The organism is Aquimarina spongiae, from assembly GCF_900141785.1.
Classification (GTDB): domain Bacteria; phylum Bacteroidota; class Bacteroidia; order Flavobacteriales; family Flavobacteriaceae; genus Aquimarina; species Aquimarina spongiae.
Map to the genome: position 1 here is coordinate 346,805 of NZ_FQYP01000007.1, position 17,738 is coordinate 364,542.

Genomic DNA, 17,738 nt, shown 5'->3' on the forward strand with positions numbered 1-17,738 from the left:
TTTTTAAGTTCTTATTTGTTTTTGTTTTGCATTTTGGGTGATTTCCAAATACTCATTGTATCCTTTATCTGTCAAATAAGGTTTCAACACCTCCCACAATGTCTGCAAAGGTGAATCTTCAACCAAAGACGTATTCTTTTCATCTAATAAAGTAGTTCCTGCACTCCAAAAAGTGCTTGTCATCCAAAGCGTACGAATAATCAGATCATAATTCACTCGCTCTTTTTCAGGAACTAATCGATCGCTATCCATGTAATAATTGATCAAACTTCTCGCATCTTGGAACCGTTTTGAAGTAGCTAGCCTGTATTGGTTCATGATATCAGGATATTCCTCTATCAGATAAAGGATATCCATAAAGAAGAATCTGTATTTTTTTTGAATGCCATAAAACCGGGTAAACAACTCCTGAAAATGAAAAAGGGTTACATACTCATCCTTTGGGAATATCTCTATGGCATTATCCAATACTTCTTCCTGAATTGCAGCTAATAAATGTTCCTTTCTTTTGAAATGATAGGTAAAGTTCCCTGGGCTTATACCCATAGCCTGTGCAATATCATTAATACTAACATTAAAAAAGCCCTTTTTATTAAAAAGATAAACCGCTTGCTCGATAATTGAAGATTTGGTATTCATTTTCACAATTTAGTATAAATATACTAATTATTTTTTAATATTAGTACAATCATACTAATTTAAGATTATTGCCATAAAGTTGTTTTTTATGTGGCCCATACAGGCTTTCGGAACAGCTTCAGATTCCAAAATTTTGACTATTTTGTAGATTGAAAATTCTTACATTTTATTGAATGGAAACATATGCTATCGCCTTAAGTTATGCTATTCCTGGTTTTATCGTTCTGATTCTTATAGAATATCTCATAAGCAGATGGAAAGGAATACCGGTTAATGAAGCAATGGACACAATTTCTAGCTTAAGTTCTGGTATTACTGATACTTTAAGAAGTCTAACAGGTCTTGCCATAATCATCATCAGTTATGATTGGTTGGTGGATCATATTGCTTTGGTGAGTATCAAATCTTCTATTTGGCTATACATTCTTACCTTTATAGGGCTTGACTTTGCCGGCTATTGGTCTCATCGTTTTAATCATACTATAAATTTATTTTGGAATCGACATATTATCCATCATAGTAGCGAAGAGTTCAACCTTGCATGCGCGCTAAGACAGAGTATCTCTGCTATCATTTCCATTTATTTCTTTTTATATATTCCGCTTGCTCTTTTAGGAATACCATCGCACATCGTGGCACTAGTTGCCCCAATTCACTTGTTTGCTCAATTTTGGTATCATACCCGATTGGTAAACAAAATGGGGATTCTAGAACATGTTATCGTAACGCCTTCACATCATAGAGTACACCATGCAATTAATGACGAATATCTAGATAAAAACTATTCTCAAATATTCATTTTTTGGGATAAACTATTTGGCACTTTTCAAGAAGAGTTACCTGATAAACCTCCAGTGTATGGGGTAAAAAAACCTGTAAACACTTGGAATCCTTTCTTTATCAACTTTATGCATGCCTGGGGGATTTTGAAAGACGCCTGGAGAACCAAAAACTGGTGGGACAAAATACGGATATGGTATATGCCAACCGGATGGAGGCCTGAAGACGTAAAGGAAAAATACCCAATACAAATCATCACTGATCCTTATACACGGGAGAAATACAAAACCGAAAGTTCGCTCTCTTTAAAATTGTGGTCCTGGTCGCAACTCCTTATCACTTTAGCGCTTTTATACTATTTATTGGTTAGTTTTGGAGATTTTGAATTACCTCAAATCATCAACTACGCACTGTTTATTGCCATTTCTATTTTCGCTTACACTTCGCTGATGGATAGACATATTATATCGATATATGCTGAAATTGTTAAGATTACTTTTGCGGCTTATTTAATCTTTAAAGAAGGAGGGTGGTTCGAAATGGATGCGGTATTTACGGGAGCTACGATGATAGTAATTATTTATCTTATTATATCTCTACTACTATCTTTCTATTTTCAATTGTTAGAACGCAAATTCATTATCGCTTCATAAAAAAACCCACTAAATCGCTCTAGTGGGTCAATTTATATATTATTAATATCCTAAACTACGGTAACATAGGACTGTAGAATGTAGGATAGTCTACTGCTTTTACCAGCGGTAAGTTAGAACCATAGGTTTCATTAATTGCCGTAGCTGCAGAATTCGCCAAAAATGCATATCCTCTTGCCGTTGGATGTACACCATCCAAAGAGAACAGTCCTCCGAATACTAAATTTCCTTGAATCAAAAATTCATCAAACTGAATTCCTCCATCAGAAACTTGATCCAATAGTGCATTTGCATCTACAAAGGCCAAGCCTGCTTGTTGAACTGCAGATGAAATCACCCCATTAAACGCTTCTGTTGCAGTTGCTATTTCTGCTTGCTCTTCTGGAGTTAACACCCACTTATCAGCCAAAGGAACCGCTACTCCGTTTACAGTAAGTGGATTTCCCGGTACAGCTTCTGTACCAATAAAGCTACTCGCTGGTAGTACCAATAGATCATCTGCTGTTGCTTGTCGTATACTTACCAAGGCAGAGTTAATCATGGTCAAGTCTGTTAGACTTTCGTCTTCAATAACTACAGCGTTATTCGCTGCTTCTGCAAAAGTTATCGTTCTTCTTGCGATCTCAGCATCGGCATCTGCTTGTGAAATCGCTCCATTAGCCACTAAGAAAGCAAACGCCTGCACGATTCCAGCATTATAAGCCGCGTATGCTCCATTAACAGCTCCTGCAGTTGCTGCATCTAGTGGAACCGGATTATGAGGTACAGTAGTAAAATGTGCAATAGCTGTTACATCTGGAATATTAAAAACTACTCCTCTTGCTCCTCCAGAAGTTAATGTACCTACCAAGGTATTATATACTTGAGTAAACAATGCAGTATCCGTTATTGGGTTTGTACCATCACCTCCGCTAAGCGCATATCCTAATACATCATTATTACCGATCCATAAAGAGAAAAATGTTGGATTTTGTGCCATTGCATCTGCCAAAACAGTTGTTGTTGGACTCGAAGCCATTCTCACAAAATAAGGGTTTGCAGTTGCCGGCATAGCTGCCAATCCTGCGATATCTCCATACCCAGGAGCTACAAGATGAAAGCTTTTTGCACCTGGTACACCCATATTATTAAATGCTCCAGAAAGCGCAGCCGAAATTTCGGTAGATGGTGTTCCACTCACTGGCACTGGACCACCTGCAGTAGCATCAAAAATCAACCTAGGGCCTAAGATTTGGTTTCCCCCAAGCAATGCTCCACCTACATTATCACTCATCAAAGGTTGAACAAAATTTCCTCCTCCTGCTAATGCAAATTGTTGTGCTAAAATATTAGGCATAGAGTTTTCCTGACCTAAAATAAACAACGCATTGTCGGTAAAACCTGCTGTCAAGGAATTCCCTAGGGATACAAATGTTGAAAAATCAGCTTCACCAGAGGTAATGACTACCTCTTCCATTACTTGACCATCATCATCATCTTCACAGGCAATAAAACCAAAGATGAATAAAATAAGTAGCCATTTATATTGAGTATTCATTTGTCTTTTCTTTTTTATAGTTATCTATTATAAATTGTTTATGGTAAGACCGATATAGTATTGAGATCCTATAAGTCCAGTACCAAAGGCCGTAAAGTATTCGTCACCACCGATATTTGTAGCACCTGCTTTTAACGTTGATTTCAAAGACGGAATCGTATAATTGATCTGTGCATCTATAACAGAAAATGAAGGCACATCTCCATCTCCAAAAGAAGCTTCCCAGAAATAATCATCACTCCAACGATAACTAGTGTTAAACCCAAAATTTTTAAAGAGATTAGGATGACCAAAAGTTGCTTTTACTTTATGTTTTGGTGTATTGAATTCTGTTCTAAAATCTGGATCTCTTTCTCTATCTAAATCCTGCTCAGCAAATGTATAGTTTACACCTAGTTCGAAATTACCAGGTAATTTGGTATTTACTCCTGCTGTAAAACCTAGGGACTTAATATCAACATCAGAGTTGGTATAAGCTTGATATACCTCAAAGTCATCATTTTGCAAAGCGAGAAGTGATAGTGATCCATCACCAACCTGACCATAAAAAGGAACAATCACATTCTGCGTAGAGATAAAGTCTTTGTATTGATTATAATACGCACTGATATCTATTACAAACCGATCAACTTTTCCTCTATACCCTACTTCAAAAGCAGTCACCTTTTCTGGTTCTACAGGAGCTGCTGAAGATCGTACAGGATTACCTGCTAGCACAGAAGAGGCGGAAAAAGAATTTTCGTAGGCAGCTCGACCAACGATATCTACACTATCAGAATTCAAAATTCCCTGGCCTTCTCCACTAATATCAGTACCACTGAAAGTTCTCACATCTCTATCTAAATTATCCTGTGCAGAACCTACTAATATGGCACGCCCAACATCCAATCCAATATATAAATCCTGAGTGGTTGGATTTCTAAAACCAGTTTGAACGGATGCACGGATGTTGTGGTTTCTTTCTTCCCCTAGCGTATATCCTATCGATAACCTTGGAGAGAAGTTACCATCAAATAATTCTGACTTATCATAACGTACAGAACCTGTCACCTTAGCTCTTTCGTCTGCAAACTTCTTTTGTAATTGGGTATAAATACCAAATTCGGAATATCGAATTGGCCCATCAAAATCTGTGAAAATAGTTCCTGAAGAATTTAATTTGTATTCTCTAAAAGATCCTCCAACTTGAATATCAGCGAAATTACTTGTCAAGTGACTGAAGTTATAATTTACATCTACATGTCTTAACTGCGTATTATCCTGAAATCTAGATCCTGTAGATAAATCTGGATCACTAATTACTTGATTAAACGCTTGCTGGAATTCTGGCGTTCCAGGAATAAGTCTTCCTGTATCTGCTGTTTGTCTTGCGAGGGCATGTGCTTGTTCTGGAAGCACTCCTGCTAATGTAGCCTGCACAAACGCTCCTGCATATTCTCCAAACCAAGTTGAATCATCTTTCCAGAAACGGTTGATATTGATTCCTGTAAATCGAGTATCATAAGAATCTCCTGCATCTTCATCAGTGATATAACCTCTAATAAAGAAGTTACTATTCTTGATTTCTAATTTATGTTGTTGCAAAAAGAAGTTTCGTATAGAGTATCTGTTAGCTCCCTGATAGATTGTTGTACCTCTACCAACTTTACCCACATAAATAAGCTCCAAATCATCAGCAAAAGGTCTGTAGTGTAATGCTGCATCAAACTTTATACTTTCTGCTGGATAATCATTTAAATCACTCTCAAGGTATCCAGTACGACTTACATTGGTATCAGGAAGCAAATTCTCGGCCCCTGGAGGCAATATTGGCTGTCCAGTAACAGGGTTAATCGTATTCGTCAAGATTTCTCCAACTCCTCTTATATTAGTGCTTACCTCATCTCCGTACACATTAAGACCATCATAGTTGATATCGGACCTATCCGTATTAGGATTCAATACGTTAACCTCACTAACCGCAAACCAGTCTGTACCGCGTAAATATGAAAAATTAACCTTCGCAGCAAATTTATCCGAAAACGCATGTGCAATACGAACTCCGTAATCATAATATTCATTATCTCCGGCAGCTTCCTGAGAGGTTATACCTCCTTTAAAATAAGCACTAATCCCTTGATGATCGAAAGGATTCTTACTCGTCATAAACAAAATACCATTAAAGGCATTTGCTCCATATAATGCAGATGATGCTCCAGGTAGTAATTCAATACTATTCACATCTAGCTCCGTCATACCAATCAAGTTACCTAAAACAAAGTTTAAGGCAGGAGCGGTATTATCCATACCATCTACTAATTGTACAAAACGAGTATTCGCAAAAGTAGCAAAACCTCTCGTGTTTATAGATTTAAATGTTAAACTATTGGTATTAATGTCAACACCTTTTAGAGTTTCTAATCCATCATAAAAATCTGCTGAAGGGGTATTTTTTATCTTCTTTACATCAAAGCGTTCGACACTTACAGGAGATTCAAAAATACGTTCAGGCGTTCTTGATGCCGAAACGATTACTTCATCTAATTCTGTTCCTTCCTTAAGTGTGATGTTTAAGTCAGACGATGCCGAAGAAACAACAACCGAACTGGATTCAAATCCAACACTACTTACCGTAACTGTGAAAGGAGGCGATTGTTCGACAGTTAGTGAAAAGAGACCATCAAAATCGGTAACTGTACCCACTGACGCGCCATCCAAAATCACATTTGCTCCCGGAATCGGTTGATCATTATTATCCACCACCTTTCCTTTGATTGTTGTTTGTGCAGAAGTGATAATACTCATCAATAATAGCATTATCACTAATGTAGTTGTTCTCATACCCTCAAATTTTTTAAAGTTATGACAACAATATACGTTTTTTTAGGAATTTTTTAATAAAGTTGTTAAACCTTTGTTTATTAATTATGAAAAAAAACTAATCACTTCAGTTTTGATAATTTGGTTTTTTTGATGAAATACAGGAATTTTCTTACTTTAATTCCATAAAAAAACCCATCTGAAAATATCAGATGGGTTTTTTTATTTATTTTAAAATCTCTTAGAGATTGTTGATCGATAGTCCTACATAATATTGAGATCCTATAAATCCAGATCCAATAGCTGTAAAATACTCATCTCCTCCAATATTATTGGCTCCGATTTTTAATCTGGCTTTTAATACAGGAATGGAATAATTAACCTGTGCGTTGATCACGGTGTACGAAGGAATCGCACCTACACCAAAGTCAGATTCCCAGAAATAATCATCACTCCATATTACATTTGCATTAAATCCAAAGTTCTTAAACAACTCATCGTTACCTATAGAGGCTTTTACCTTATGCTTTGGCGTGTTAAAGTTACTTCTAAAGTCTGGATCTTTTTCCTGATCAAAATCCTGCTCAGCAAAAGTATAACTTGCATTAAAATCAAACCCGTTTAATTTATAAGTAAATCCAGCAATTGCTCCATATGAATTGATGTCTACTTCAGAGTTAGTAGAAGCTGTAAAGGTTCTTCGAGTTCCTGCACTAGCCAATGACTGAACTGCCAATAGCTGCTCTGCAGGAGTACCATTTACCACACCTTGGCCAGGCACAATAACATTTTCGTTTGCAATAAAATCTTCAAACTGGTTGTAGTATACACTACCATCAAAGATGAAAGCTCCAAACTGTGCTCTATATCCAACCTCATATGCTGTTACTCTTTCTGGCTTTACGATATCAATACTCGCCACTTCAAGATCATTAATATCTCCTGTTTCAGCAAATCTTTGTACAGAACTGGCTGAGTAAGAGTTCTCATAAGCATCTCTTGCCGTATATACATTGTTAAAATCGTCAACTGTAGTAAATCTATCCAAGTTTTCTTCAGCAGAACCCACAAGAAGGGTACGTCCAATATCAAGACCGATAAATAAATCCTGAGTTGTAGGGTTTCTGAAACCTGTTTGTACCGAAGCACGTAGGTTACGAGTCTTATTTGCTCCAAACGTGTAACTCACAGAGAATCGAGGAGAGAAATTTCCATCGAATAACTGAGATTTATCATAACGAACAGAACCTGTTAATTTCAATCTTTCGTCCAATAACTTTCTTTGGAACTGTGTATACAAACCATATTCTGAATATCTGATAGGCCCGTCTATATCGGTAAATACGGTTCCTTCAGAATCCAATTTATATTCTCTAAAAGATCCACCTACTTGGATATCTGCAAAATTACTAGTCAAATGACTAAAGTTGTAATTACCATCAGCGTGTCTAAACGATGATTTCTCTAAGAACTTAGATCCACTAGCAAGATCTGGATCGTTAGTTACTGATTCAAATGCTTGTTGGAACTCTGGTGTTCCTGGAATAAGACGACCTGTATCTGCTACTTGTCTAGCTGCAGCGTGAGCGGCTTCTTGAGCTGCAGGATCATTAGGATTAGCACCAATAGTAGCTAAATATGTTCCTATATACTCTGTAAACCATTGTGAATCCGATTTCCATCGGTTATTAATATTAAGACCTGTAAAACGAATGTCGTATGAATCTCCTGCATCTTCTGCAGTTACATAACCCCTTAAAAAGAAGTTATCATTTTTAATTTCTAATTTGTGTTGTTGTAAAAAGAAATTACGTAATAATGTTCTGTTAGCATCCTGAGTTACTGTTGTACCTCTACCTAACTTACTTGCCAAAATCACTTCAAAATCATCTGCAAACGGTCTGAAATGTAACGCTCCATCAAATTTCAAACTTTCAACATCATTATCATTAAGATCAGCCTCATCATAACCTGTTCTACTTACTACGGTATCAGGTAGAAGAGGTAAAACCGCTGGATTTACTCCAGGATTTTGTGCTGCAAGTCCTCTTAAAGAACCTTTAGCCTCATCTCCGTACACGTTTAATCCATCATATCCCGGAGTATTCTCTCTAGTTGCTCCTGGATTATCCAAATCTCTCTTGTCTGCCGCAAGCCAATCAGTACCATTCAAAAGGGAGAAACTCACTTTTGCTGCAAACTTATCAGAAAATGCATGTGCTATTCTAACTCCAACGTCATAAAACTCGTTGTCTCCTGCTGCTTCTTGAGAAGTAATTCCTCCTTTGGCGTAAGCACTGATTCCTTGGTGATCAAATGGATTCTTACTATTCATAAATAAGATACCGTTAAAAGCATTCGCTCCATATAGGGCAGAAGATGCTCCTGGTAGTAATTCGACACTTGCCACATCAAGCTCACTTAAACCAACCAAGTTACCAAGTACAAAGTTCAATGCTGGAGCGGTATTGTCCATCCCATCGATTAATTGTACAAAACGTGTGTTTGTAAACGTTGCAAAACCTCTGGTGTTAATAGATTTTAGTGCCAAACTATTGGTGTTGATATCTACACCTTTGATATTTTCTAGATCGCCATAAAAATCCGCAGAAGCTGCATTCTTAATCTCCTTAATACCATAACGTTCGATAGTTACTGGAGATTCAAATAAACGTTCTGGAGCACGAGATGCCGAAATTACCAACTCATCCAAAAAGGTAATGTCCTCTAATACAATAGTAACTTCTCCGGTTTGTGAAGTAACTACTAGGGTAGCATCATCAAATCCAATACTACTCGCTACTAAAGTAAAAGGATAATCTTTTTCTGTAGTCAGCGTAAAGTTTCCGTCGAAATCTGTAATTGTAGAAACATCAGTTCCTTTAACAGAAACACTAACTCCTGGTATAGGTTGATCGAAACCATCGATAACCCTACCTTGAACCACATTTTGTGCGGTACCTACTATGCTCATTAAGAGCACGACCATTAATGTAATTGTTCTCATAAGTAGATTTGTAATTATAATTAAGTTGTTTTTTCTTATGCATGCATAAGGATTTAAACATTGGGATGCAAAACTACACTTTTTTCATTAAAAACAAAGAAAATATTGCATTTTATCGTAAAAAAATGCTGTTTGACGATCTGCAACGTTAAGGGATCTTTAAAAAATGATCACAAAATGGGGTGAGTGAGCACTGTGAATGCTATTGTAGTATGAAATCATTTTTCACGGCAAATGTAATTAATTGTTTTGTACCTGTACAATTCTTTTATCATATTTTTACCTAATCTTAATATACAAATAAAAAAGGCTATCCTGCGGGATAGCCTTTAACAGTATAATAATAAAAAGTATTTACTCTACAGTAACGGATTTTGCCAAATTTCGAGGCTGATCCACATTCTTATCAAGCATCACAGCAATATGGTAAGACAACAACTGTAATGGTATTGTAGTAAGAAGAGGTGTTAAGAACTCTATGGTCTCCGGAATTTCAATAACGTGATCTGCCAATTCTTTTACAGTCACATCTCCTTCTGTAACAATACCAATAATCTTACCTTTTCTGGATTTGATTTCCTGGATGTTACTCACCACCTTCTCATAATGTCCTTTTTTGGTAGCTATAACCACAACTGGCATTTGTTCATCGATAAGTGCAATAGGACCGTGTTTCATTTCCGCCGCAGGATAACCCTCTGCATGGATATATGAAATTTCCTTAAGCTTTAACGCTCCTTCTAAAGCCACAGGGAAGTTGTAACCTCTTCCCAAATACAAGAAATTCTTTGCATCCTTATAAGTATCTGCAATAAGCTTTATATGATCGTTTGACTCTAACGCCTTCTTCACTTTTTCAGGAACCCTTTCTAGTTCTTGTAGATAGTAATGGAAATCACTATTAGATATAGTCCCCTTACGTTCTGCCAATTTTAAGGCGATCAAGGATAAAATAGTAATCTGTGTTGTGAATGCTTTGGTAGAAGCTACTCCTATCTCTGGCCCAGCATGTGTATAAGCTCCGGCATGTGTTTCTCGAGAAATCGAAGATCCCACCACATTACATACTCCAAAAACAAATGCTCCTCTTTCCTTAGCCAATTTTATGGCAGCCATGGTATCCGCAGTTTCTCCACTCTGAGAAATAGCGATCACCACATCATCTTGATGGATGACAGGATTACGATATCTGAACTCTGAAGCGTACTCTACTTCTACAGGAATACGTACCAAATCTTCAAAAATGTACTCTGCAACCAATCCTGCGTGCCATGATGTACCACAAGCAACAATTAAAATTCGTTTTGCATTAAGAAGCTTAGCCAAATTATCATCAATACCTGCCATTTTTATAATCCCATCGGCAACCAGCATTCTTCCTCTATAGGTGTCACTTATAGCGCTTGGCTGCTCATAGATTTCTTTAAGCATGAAATGGTCATATCCTCCTTTTTCTATTTGCTCCAGATTGATCTGCAATTCTTGCAAATAAGGATCCACAAGACTGTCGTCGTGTATTTTTCGAACCTTAACCCCTTTATTCCTTCTTACAATCGCCATCTCTCCATCTTCCAGATAGATCGCGTTGTTTGTATACTCTATAAAAGGAGAAGCATCTGAGGCTATAAAAAACTCATCGTCACCAACACCAATTGCCAGAGGGCTCCCTAATCTGGCGACAACTATCTCATCCGGTTTTTGTTTATCAAAAACTGCAATAGCATACGCCCCGATAGTCTGGTTAAGCGCAATTTGAACGGCTTTTCCGAGTTTTACATTTTCTTTGGTCTTTACATCTTCTATTAGATTAACTAAGACCTCTGTATCTGTTTCAGATCGAAACTCATATCCTCTATTTAACAATTCTTTTCTTAGGGATTCGTAATTTTCGATTATTCCGTTATGAATAATCACAAGATCTCCAGAATTAGAATAATGCGGATGCGAATTAACATCATTAGGAACTCCATGAGTAGCCCATCTTGTATGTCCTATTCCGATGGTTCCATCGGTAGAAATCTCTTTCTCTAAACGCTCTTCTAGATCCGCTACTTTACCTTTTGTTTTTGATAACTTTAGCTCATTGCCATCATAAAGAGCAATACCGGCAGAATCGTATCCCCGGTATTCTAATCTTTTTAATCCTTTTAAAACAATTGGATAGGCCTCCCTATGACCTATATACCCCACTATTCCACACATGATTTAATTTTTTTAGTTGTCTATTGATTCGGTATAAAAAATATTAAGTTTTAATTGTTTCGCTTCAGGAACACTTGGTCCATTTCCATATAGAACGGTTCCTTCGTGCGATATTACAGAAGCAAAGGGGGTTGTTTTTTCTGCAACTTCAATGTCACTATTAGGGTCGGTTTCATCGTTTCTTACACGAGCAAAACCATCTGCGTTATTAATTATATTTACGTTTTGCGAAACTGAGAGACCTAATCTCGCATTCTCGGTATCACCATCTAATATATCATTAATATGCTGAGTCATTCTTACCTTAAAGAACTCTCCATTATCATCTGAATCCCTGGAAATTCTTCCTAAATGATTAGTGATCGAAACAACAGGGTTATCATTATTAATGGTATTATCAAAACGATAATCTAACAACACCTCATCTGTTTCCATATTGTATATATATATCCGTTCTGGCTCTGTATCACCCCCGGACACTCGATCTTGATTGATATAGAAAGTCATAGAAGCGTCATTAATTAACCAGTTTTGCCTACGAAGAAAATCTAATTCATTTTCTTCCTCTCCATTTTCATTAGTGACCATACCTCTAAATAAATCAATAATCGCTATCGATCCATCTCCACCTTTCAAATATAAGGTTTCTTCTCCATTTATAGCATCTTGATTCTCGGTCAACAATTCATTGGAAATAGTAGCATCAAATTGTGTATCAATACCATTAACCACATTATTCGCGAATGACAGGGCTAGTGTTCCCTGATCTTGAACGATATCCGTTGTGCTTCCATCCTCATCCTCATCAGCAGTATCTACTTTATCAAAGGTATAATGCAAAGTAATATCTCCATTGGTTACATTCAAAAACATTAGGTTCCCTGCATTATTTACAGCTTCTGCTTCAAAAAAGATACCTCTGAAAAAATTTCTAAAGTTATTGGCATTACTTAATTCTGCCGATCCTTCCATGTCCAAAAATGCTGTTGTAAAAATATCAACCGGAAGTTTTACGCGAAAAGCTGGAGGTAATCTTGTTACATCCGGATCATCATTTTCGTCTTCTCCATCCGGACTTAGTAAAATCAATTCTTCTGCAGAAGGCACAAAACCTTCGTCTGTATATAATAACTCTTGTTTTAGTTCTGTACCAAAATTTGTTTCTATATCATTCAGGTCATTCGAAAAATACAATTGCCTTTGATTAGAATTTGGATCAAAATCTCTTAAGAAATAATTGGATTTATAAATGGAAAGTCTGAATGGCTGACTTCCATACACAGAATCTAATTCGAAAGTATTTATGATTTCCCCGTCATCATTAGCTTCGGTATTGGTCGTAGTACTGAAGTATGGAATATTTAAAACCACACTATCTAATCGTGCATTGTCTCCAAAGACAGGGTCAAAACGCTCTGGCTGTAGTTGGGATAACACTCCATACGTCGACTGACCGTATACTGGATCATTATAAACTCCTAACAGATAACCGGGCAAACCAGAAGTTTGCACTCTTTCAAATCGTGCACTGTATGCCACAGGAGTAGCCTCATAAAGCCTATCTTCAAAGTTAACATCACCAATTACTTCACTACCAACTGTATTGAACTCATCATCACAAGAAAACAATGCAATACACACAACAACTACTGCTGTAGATCTAATCAAAAAATTCTTCAAAATCATAAATAAATCATTTTGCTTACACTAGCACTTCTGACTGATAGAAGGCTTCATAAGCATCTGCAAATTCATCTGGGTTTTTATAGTCTAGAACAGGTTGGTCAACATTTTCTAAGTGCTTTGATAAGTCTTCTGGTATTTCTGCCGAACCGACAATAACAGCGTCAGAATTATCAATAGCAACTTTCATTAAATTGCTATAAGTTGGAGTAGCTAGATCTTTTACTTTTTCTTCACCGATTCCGTCAAACTTCACCTTTTCCATCATATTCATATCTAGCGTACCTTCATATCCCCTTTCGTAAACCGAGGTAACGATTTTACTTTGGCCAAAAAGAGGTTCATTAGCATAATAATGTTTCAGATACAAAGGTAAAAGAGAAGCTAGCCAGCCATGTACATGAATCACATCTGGAGACCAATTCAACTTTTTAACCGTTTCTATAACGCCTTTAGCAAAAAATATTGCTCTTTCGTCGTTATCCGGAAATAAATTTCCATCTTCGTCGGTCAAAGTTGCTTTTCTTTTAAAATAATCTTCGTTATCTATGAAGTAAACCTGCATACGCTCTTTTGGTATAGACGCCACCTTAATAATAAGAGGCATATCTAAATCATTTATTACAAGATTCATTCCTGAAAGTCGGATCACTTCGTGAAGTTGATGTCGTCTTTCATTAATGTTTCCATACCTAGGCATAAAAATTCTAATTTGGCCTCCTTTGCTATTCACCATTCTAGGTGCTTCAAAAGACATGGATGAAATTTCGGTCTCTGGCAGGTAAGGTATTACTTCTGATGATACATACAATATCCTCTTATCTTTCATATAATCGATACTTTTATCGTCCTCCGTTTTGGAATTAATTTTGCAAAATTACGAAAATTTATGCAGTCTGCCAGTAATATCTTATTTTTGCACGCCATTAAGTTTCAGCCCAATGCAGGTATACGAAAAAAGACTGGACATTATGTCTTGTGTTGCAACTTTTTCAACACAGAAAAAATCAATAGGATTTGTCCCTACAATGGGAGCTTTGCACAGAGGGCATTTAGCTCTTGTACAACAGGCTCTTAACGAAAATGACAAAGTAGTGGTCAGTATTTTTGTTAATCCAACTCAGTTCAACAATACCGAGGATTTGGTGAATTACCCAAGAACACTGGATAGTGATATTGAACTATTATCTGGTATTTCGAAGGATATTATAGTCTTTGCTCCTACCCCAAAAGAGGTTTATGGAGACGAAACAATATCCACGAATTATAATTTTGGAGGGTTAGAAAACGAAATGGAAGGCAAGTTTAGACCCGGTCATTTTGACGGGGTCGGTACTGTTCTCAAACATTTTTTTACTATTGTTTCTCCAACTAGGGCATATTTTGGAGAAAAAGATTTTCAGCAGCTTCAAATTGTTAGAAAATTGGTAGACATTGAAAAAATGTCAGTAAAAATAGTAGGGTGTCCAATTTTCAGAGAAGAAAGCGGTTTGGCGTTGAGTTCAAGAAACAAAAGATTAAACCAGCAACAACTCGAGGTTTCTCCGCTGATTTATAAGACATTAAAACAAGTAAAAAAAGATTTTGGCATAAAAAGTGTAAGTAAGTTAAATGAATGGGTATCGACTCAGTTCGAAAACCATAACGAGCTTAGATTAGAATATTTTGAGATTGCCAAAGTATCTGATCTTAAAACGATAAAGAGGAAACAAAAAAACAAAAAGTATCGAGCATTTATTGCAGTCTTTGCCGGAGAAATAAGACTTATTGATAACATTGCCCTAAATTAAAAATAACTAACTTTGTAACATGCTAGTACACGTAGTAAAATCAAAAATTCATCGCGTTAAAGTTACCGGTGCAGACCTAAACTACATCGGGAGTATTACTATTGATCAAGATCTAATGGATGCTGCCAATATTATTGAAGGAGAAAAAGTACAAATTGTGAATAACAACAATGGTGAACGCTTAGAAACATATGCTATCCCAGGTCCTAGAAATAGTGGTGAAATCACATTAAATGGTGCCGCTGCCAGAAAAGTAGCTAAAGGAGACGTGCTTATATTGATCACATACGCTATGATGGATATTGAAGAAGCTAAAAACTTCAAGCCAAAACTTCTTTTCCCAAATGAAGAGAACAATTTGTTAAAGTAAAAGTGTGAATCCAAAACTCACAAAAATTCTTAAAATAACACTCCCATTAGTTTTGGGAGTTTTTTTAATCTGGTATTCTATTGCATCTGCCACTCCAGAAGAGCGGCAAAAAACACTACAATACATCCTAGGAGCTGATCCAAAATGGATTATTTTATCCATTGTAATGGGACTTTGTTCACATCTTTCCAGAGCTTATCGATGGAAGTTTTTACTAGAACCGATTGGATACAAACTAAAGGTATCTAATAGTTTTATGGCAGTAATGGCTGGATACCTGGCAAATCTCGGTATCCCCAGATCTGGAGAAGTACTACGAGGCGGGATTGTATCTACCTATGAAGACATCCCTTTTAAAAAAGCGTTTGGTACTATTATTTCTGAAAGGGTTATAGATTCGATCATGTTGCTCATTATTATTGCAATTACACTACTTTTTCAGTCCAAAGATTTGTTTATCTATCTCGAAGAAACATTTACCAGCACTATTTTGATTCTAGTGTTGATGGTGGTAGGGATTTTATTAGGTATCCTCTTTTTGAGAATCATCAGAAAATCAAATCACCCATTTCTTTTGAAAATAAAAAACTTTGGAGAAGGCATTTTGGAAGGAGTTAAAAGTATATTTCAATTGCAAAAGAAAGTGGCTTTTATCTTTCACACTTTACTCATCTGGGTATTGTATGTAGCCATGTTTTATGTGATCAAATATACCGTTCCCGAAACAGCTGCCCTCTCTATTGGTCCTATTCTAGCAACTTTTGTAGCAGGGTCTATAGCAATGACAACAACCAACGGAGGTATTGGTGCGTTTCCTATTGCAACAGCAGCCATTTTGGTCTTATTTGGAGTTGATCGACCGGCGGGAGAGGCTTTTGGATGGATATTGTGGGGGTCTCAAACCGCAATAAATATCATTATCGGTGCGTTATCGTTTTTATTGCTACCTATTGTAAATCAGAAGAAATAGGGAAATAATTTATATATTGTCACCTGCTTAACCTAAATCACGCATTACTTATGAAGAAAAGTATACTTCTTATTATGGCCTGTTGTCTTACCATTTCAGGGTATACCCAAGCTATATATGAATCCTTTAGATCTATTAAATTAGATCAAAGTCGAGAATTGAAAATTCAATTACCCAGAAATTACAAAAAGAATGTAGATAAAACTTATCCAGTTATTTTGGTTTTGGATGGGGATTATTTGTTTGAACCTGTTGCCGGAAATGTTGATTATTTTTCTTATTGGGAAGATATGCCAGAATCAATAGTAGTGGGTATCAACCAAAGAAAAACAAGAACTGATGATTGCCGATATGATCTTGCAGAATATTTACCCGATCAAAAAGGTGCACAGTTTTTTGAGTTTATCGGACAAGAATTAATGCCTTATCTGGATCAGACCTATAGAACTGCTCAATTAAAGATTATTGTTGGTCATGATTTTACAGCTAACTTTATCAATTATTTCTTATTTAAAGACAACCCTATTTTTCAGGGATTTATATGCCTTAGTCCAGAATTTGCTCCACCAATGAAAGAGCGCATTGCTAATGTATTATCAAGTGCTACAGATGTATGGTATTATACCGCTACAGCAACCAATGACGCCGATAATATCAAAAAAGATGCGATTGCTTTTAATGAGCAAATGGAGGCACTGGAAGAAAATCCTGATATGCATTTTTTCTTTGATAACTTTGATGAATCTTCGCATTATACACTAGTAGGAAGAGGAATTCCAAGAGCACTGGAAGGTATCTTCGAAATGTATCGTCCTATAAGTAAAAAAACGTATAAAGAAGTCTTACTTCCATTGGAGACTTCTACCTATGACTATTTGGTAGACATGTATAAAACTACCGAGAAACTCTATGGTATCAAACGCCAAATTCGCGTGAATGATTTTATTGCAGTTTCAACAGCAATAGAAAAAAATGAAAAATGGGAAGAACTAGAACCTCTTGGTAAATTAGCCATAAAAGAACATCCAGATGTGATGCTTGGACACTATTATCTTGGAATGTTCTATGAGCAAACCGGAGAACCTAAAAAGGCGATGAGAGCTTATGAAAATGGTTTCCAGTTGGCCGAAATCGCTTTCTTGACAAAAGATTATATGCTAGACAAAGTAAATAAAATCAAAGATGACTTTGGCTGGTAAAAACAGATATATAACGTATTTAAAAAGATCTCGAATTTCGGGATCTTTTTTATTTTGTATCTATATCTATTAAACTACAAATAATAGTATTTTTACAGCTGATAGATAA

Annotated in this window: 12 protein-coding genes; 5 read left to right on the top strand and 7 right to left on the bottom strand. The window is 36.4% G+C overall.

The features are described from left to right. Positions 1 to 3: 3 nt before the first annotated feature. On the bottom strand, positions 4 to 639 hold the full coding sequence (locus BUE24_RS17380) for a TetR/AcrR family transcriptional regulator (protein ID WP_073318601.1): 636 nt from the start codon (positions 637 to 639) through the stop codon (positions 4 to 6). A gap of 173 nt (positions 640 to 812) precedes the next feature. On the opposite strand from BUE24_RS17380, the gene BUE24_RS17385 reads away from it, so the two are divergent. Continuing rightward, positions 813 to 2,072 carry a sterol desaturase family protein gene (locus BUE24_RS17385; RefSeq protein WP_073318604.1) on the top strand — a complete coding sequence of 420 codons (1,260 nt, stop codon included), beginning with the start codon at positions 813 to 815 and terminating at the stop codon, positions 2,070 to 2,072. Positions 2,073 to 2,127: 55 nt separating this feature from the next. On the opposite strand, the gene BUE24_RS17390 is transcribed toward BUE24_RS17385, so the two are convergent. From BUE24_RS17390 to BUE24_RS17415, 6 genes are all read right to left on the bottom strand, one after another. Next, complete coding sequence (locus BUE24_RS17390; RefSeq protein WP_073318607.1) at positions 2,128 to 3,609, bottom strand: G-D-S-L family lipolytic protein; 1,482 nt, start codon at positions 3,607 to 3,609, stop codon at positions 2,128 to 2,130. A 27-nt stretch (positions 3,610 to 3,636) separates the two neighbouring features. Next, complete coding sequence (locus BUE24_RS17395) at positions 3,637 to 6,429, bottom strand: TonB-dependent receptor (RefSeq protein WP_073318610.1); 2,793 nt, start codon at positions 6,427 to 6,429, stop codon at positions 3,637 to 3,639. 220 nt (positions 6,430 to 6,649) lie between these two features. Then, positions 6,650 to 9,415: a TonB-dependent receptor gene (locus tag BUE24_RS17400; RefSeq protein ID WP_073318613.1), complete on the bottom strand. Its 2,766-nt coding sequence runs from the start codon at positions 9,413 to 9,415 to the stop codon at positions 6,650 to 6,652. A gap of 354 nt (positions 9,416 to 9,769) precedes the next feature. Then, a complete protein-coding gene (glmS, locus tag BUE24_RS17405; RefSeq protein ID WP_073318616.1) occupies positions 9,770 to 11,617 on the bottom strand; it encodes a glutamine--fructose-6-phosphate transaminase (isomerizing) in 1,848 nt (615 codons plus the stop codon). A 12-nt stretch (positions 11,618 to 11,629) separates the two neighbouring features. Further along, entirely contained in the window at positions 11,630 to 13,303 is a 1,674-nt protein-coding gene (bamH, locus tag BUE24_RS17410) for a BamH family beta-barrel-assembly machinery protein (RefSeq protein ID WP_073318619.1), read from the bottom strand. Positions 13,304 to 13,319: 16 nt separating this feature from the next. After that, a complete protein-coding gene (locus tag BUE24_RS17415) occupies positions 13,320 to 14,129 on the bottom strand; it encodes a glycogen/starch synthase (protein ID WP_073318622.1) in 810 nt (269 codons plus the stop codon). A gap of 112 nt (positions 14,130 to 14,241) precedes the next feature. Here BUE24_RS17415 and panC point away from each other — a divergent pair, with 112 nt between their 5' ends. From panC to BUE24_RS17435, 4 genes are read left to right on the top strand one after another with little or no spacing between them, the layout of a single operon-like run. Then, entirely contained in the window at positions 14,242 to 15,090 is an 849-nt protein-coding gene (gene panC, locus BUE24_RS17420) for a pantoate--beta-alanine ligase (RefSeq protein WP_073318625.1), read from the top strand. Between the two features lie 19 nt (positions 15,091 to 15,109). After that, on the top strand, positions 15,110 to 15,460 hold the full coding sequence (gene panD / locus BUE24_RS17425) for an aspartate 1-decarboxylase (RefSeq protein ID WP_073318628.1): 351 nt from the start codon (positions 15,110 to 15,112) through the stop codon (positions 15,458 to 15,460). Between the two features lie 4 nt (positions 15,461 to 15,464). Then, positions 15,465 to 16,430 (top strand): lysylphosphatidylglycerol synthase transmembrane domain-containing protein, encoded by a 966-nt coding sequence (locus BUE24_RS17430; protein WP_073318631.1) that lies wholly within the window; start codon positions 15,465 to 15,467, stop codon positions 16,428 to 16,430. Between the two features lie 50 nt (positions 16,431 to 16,480). Continuing rightward, positions 16,481 to 17,629 (top strand): alpha/beta hydrolase, encoded by a 1,149-nt coding sequence (locus BUE24_RS17435; RefSeq protein ID WP_073318634.1) that lies wholly within the window; start codon positions 16,481 to 16,483, stop codon positions 17,627 to 17,629. The last annotated feature ends 109 nt before the right edge of the window (positions 17,630 to 17,738 follow it).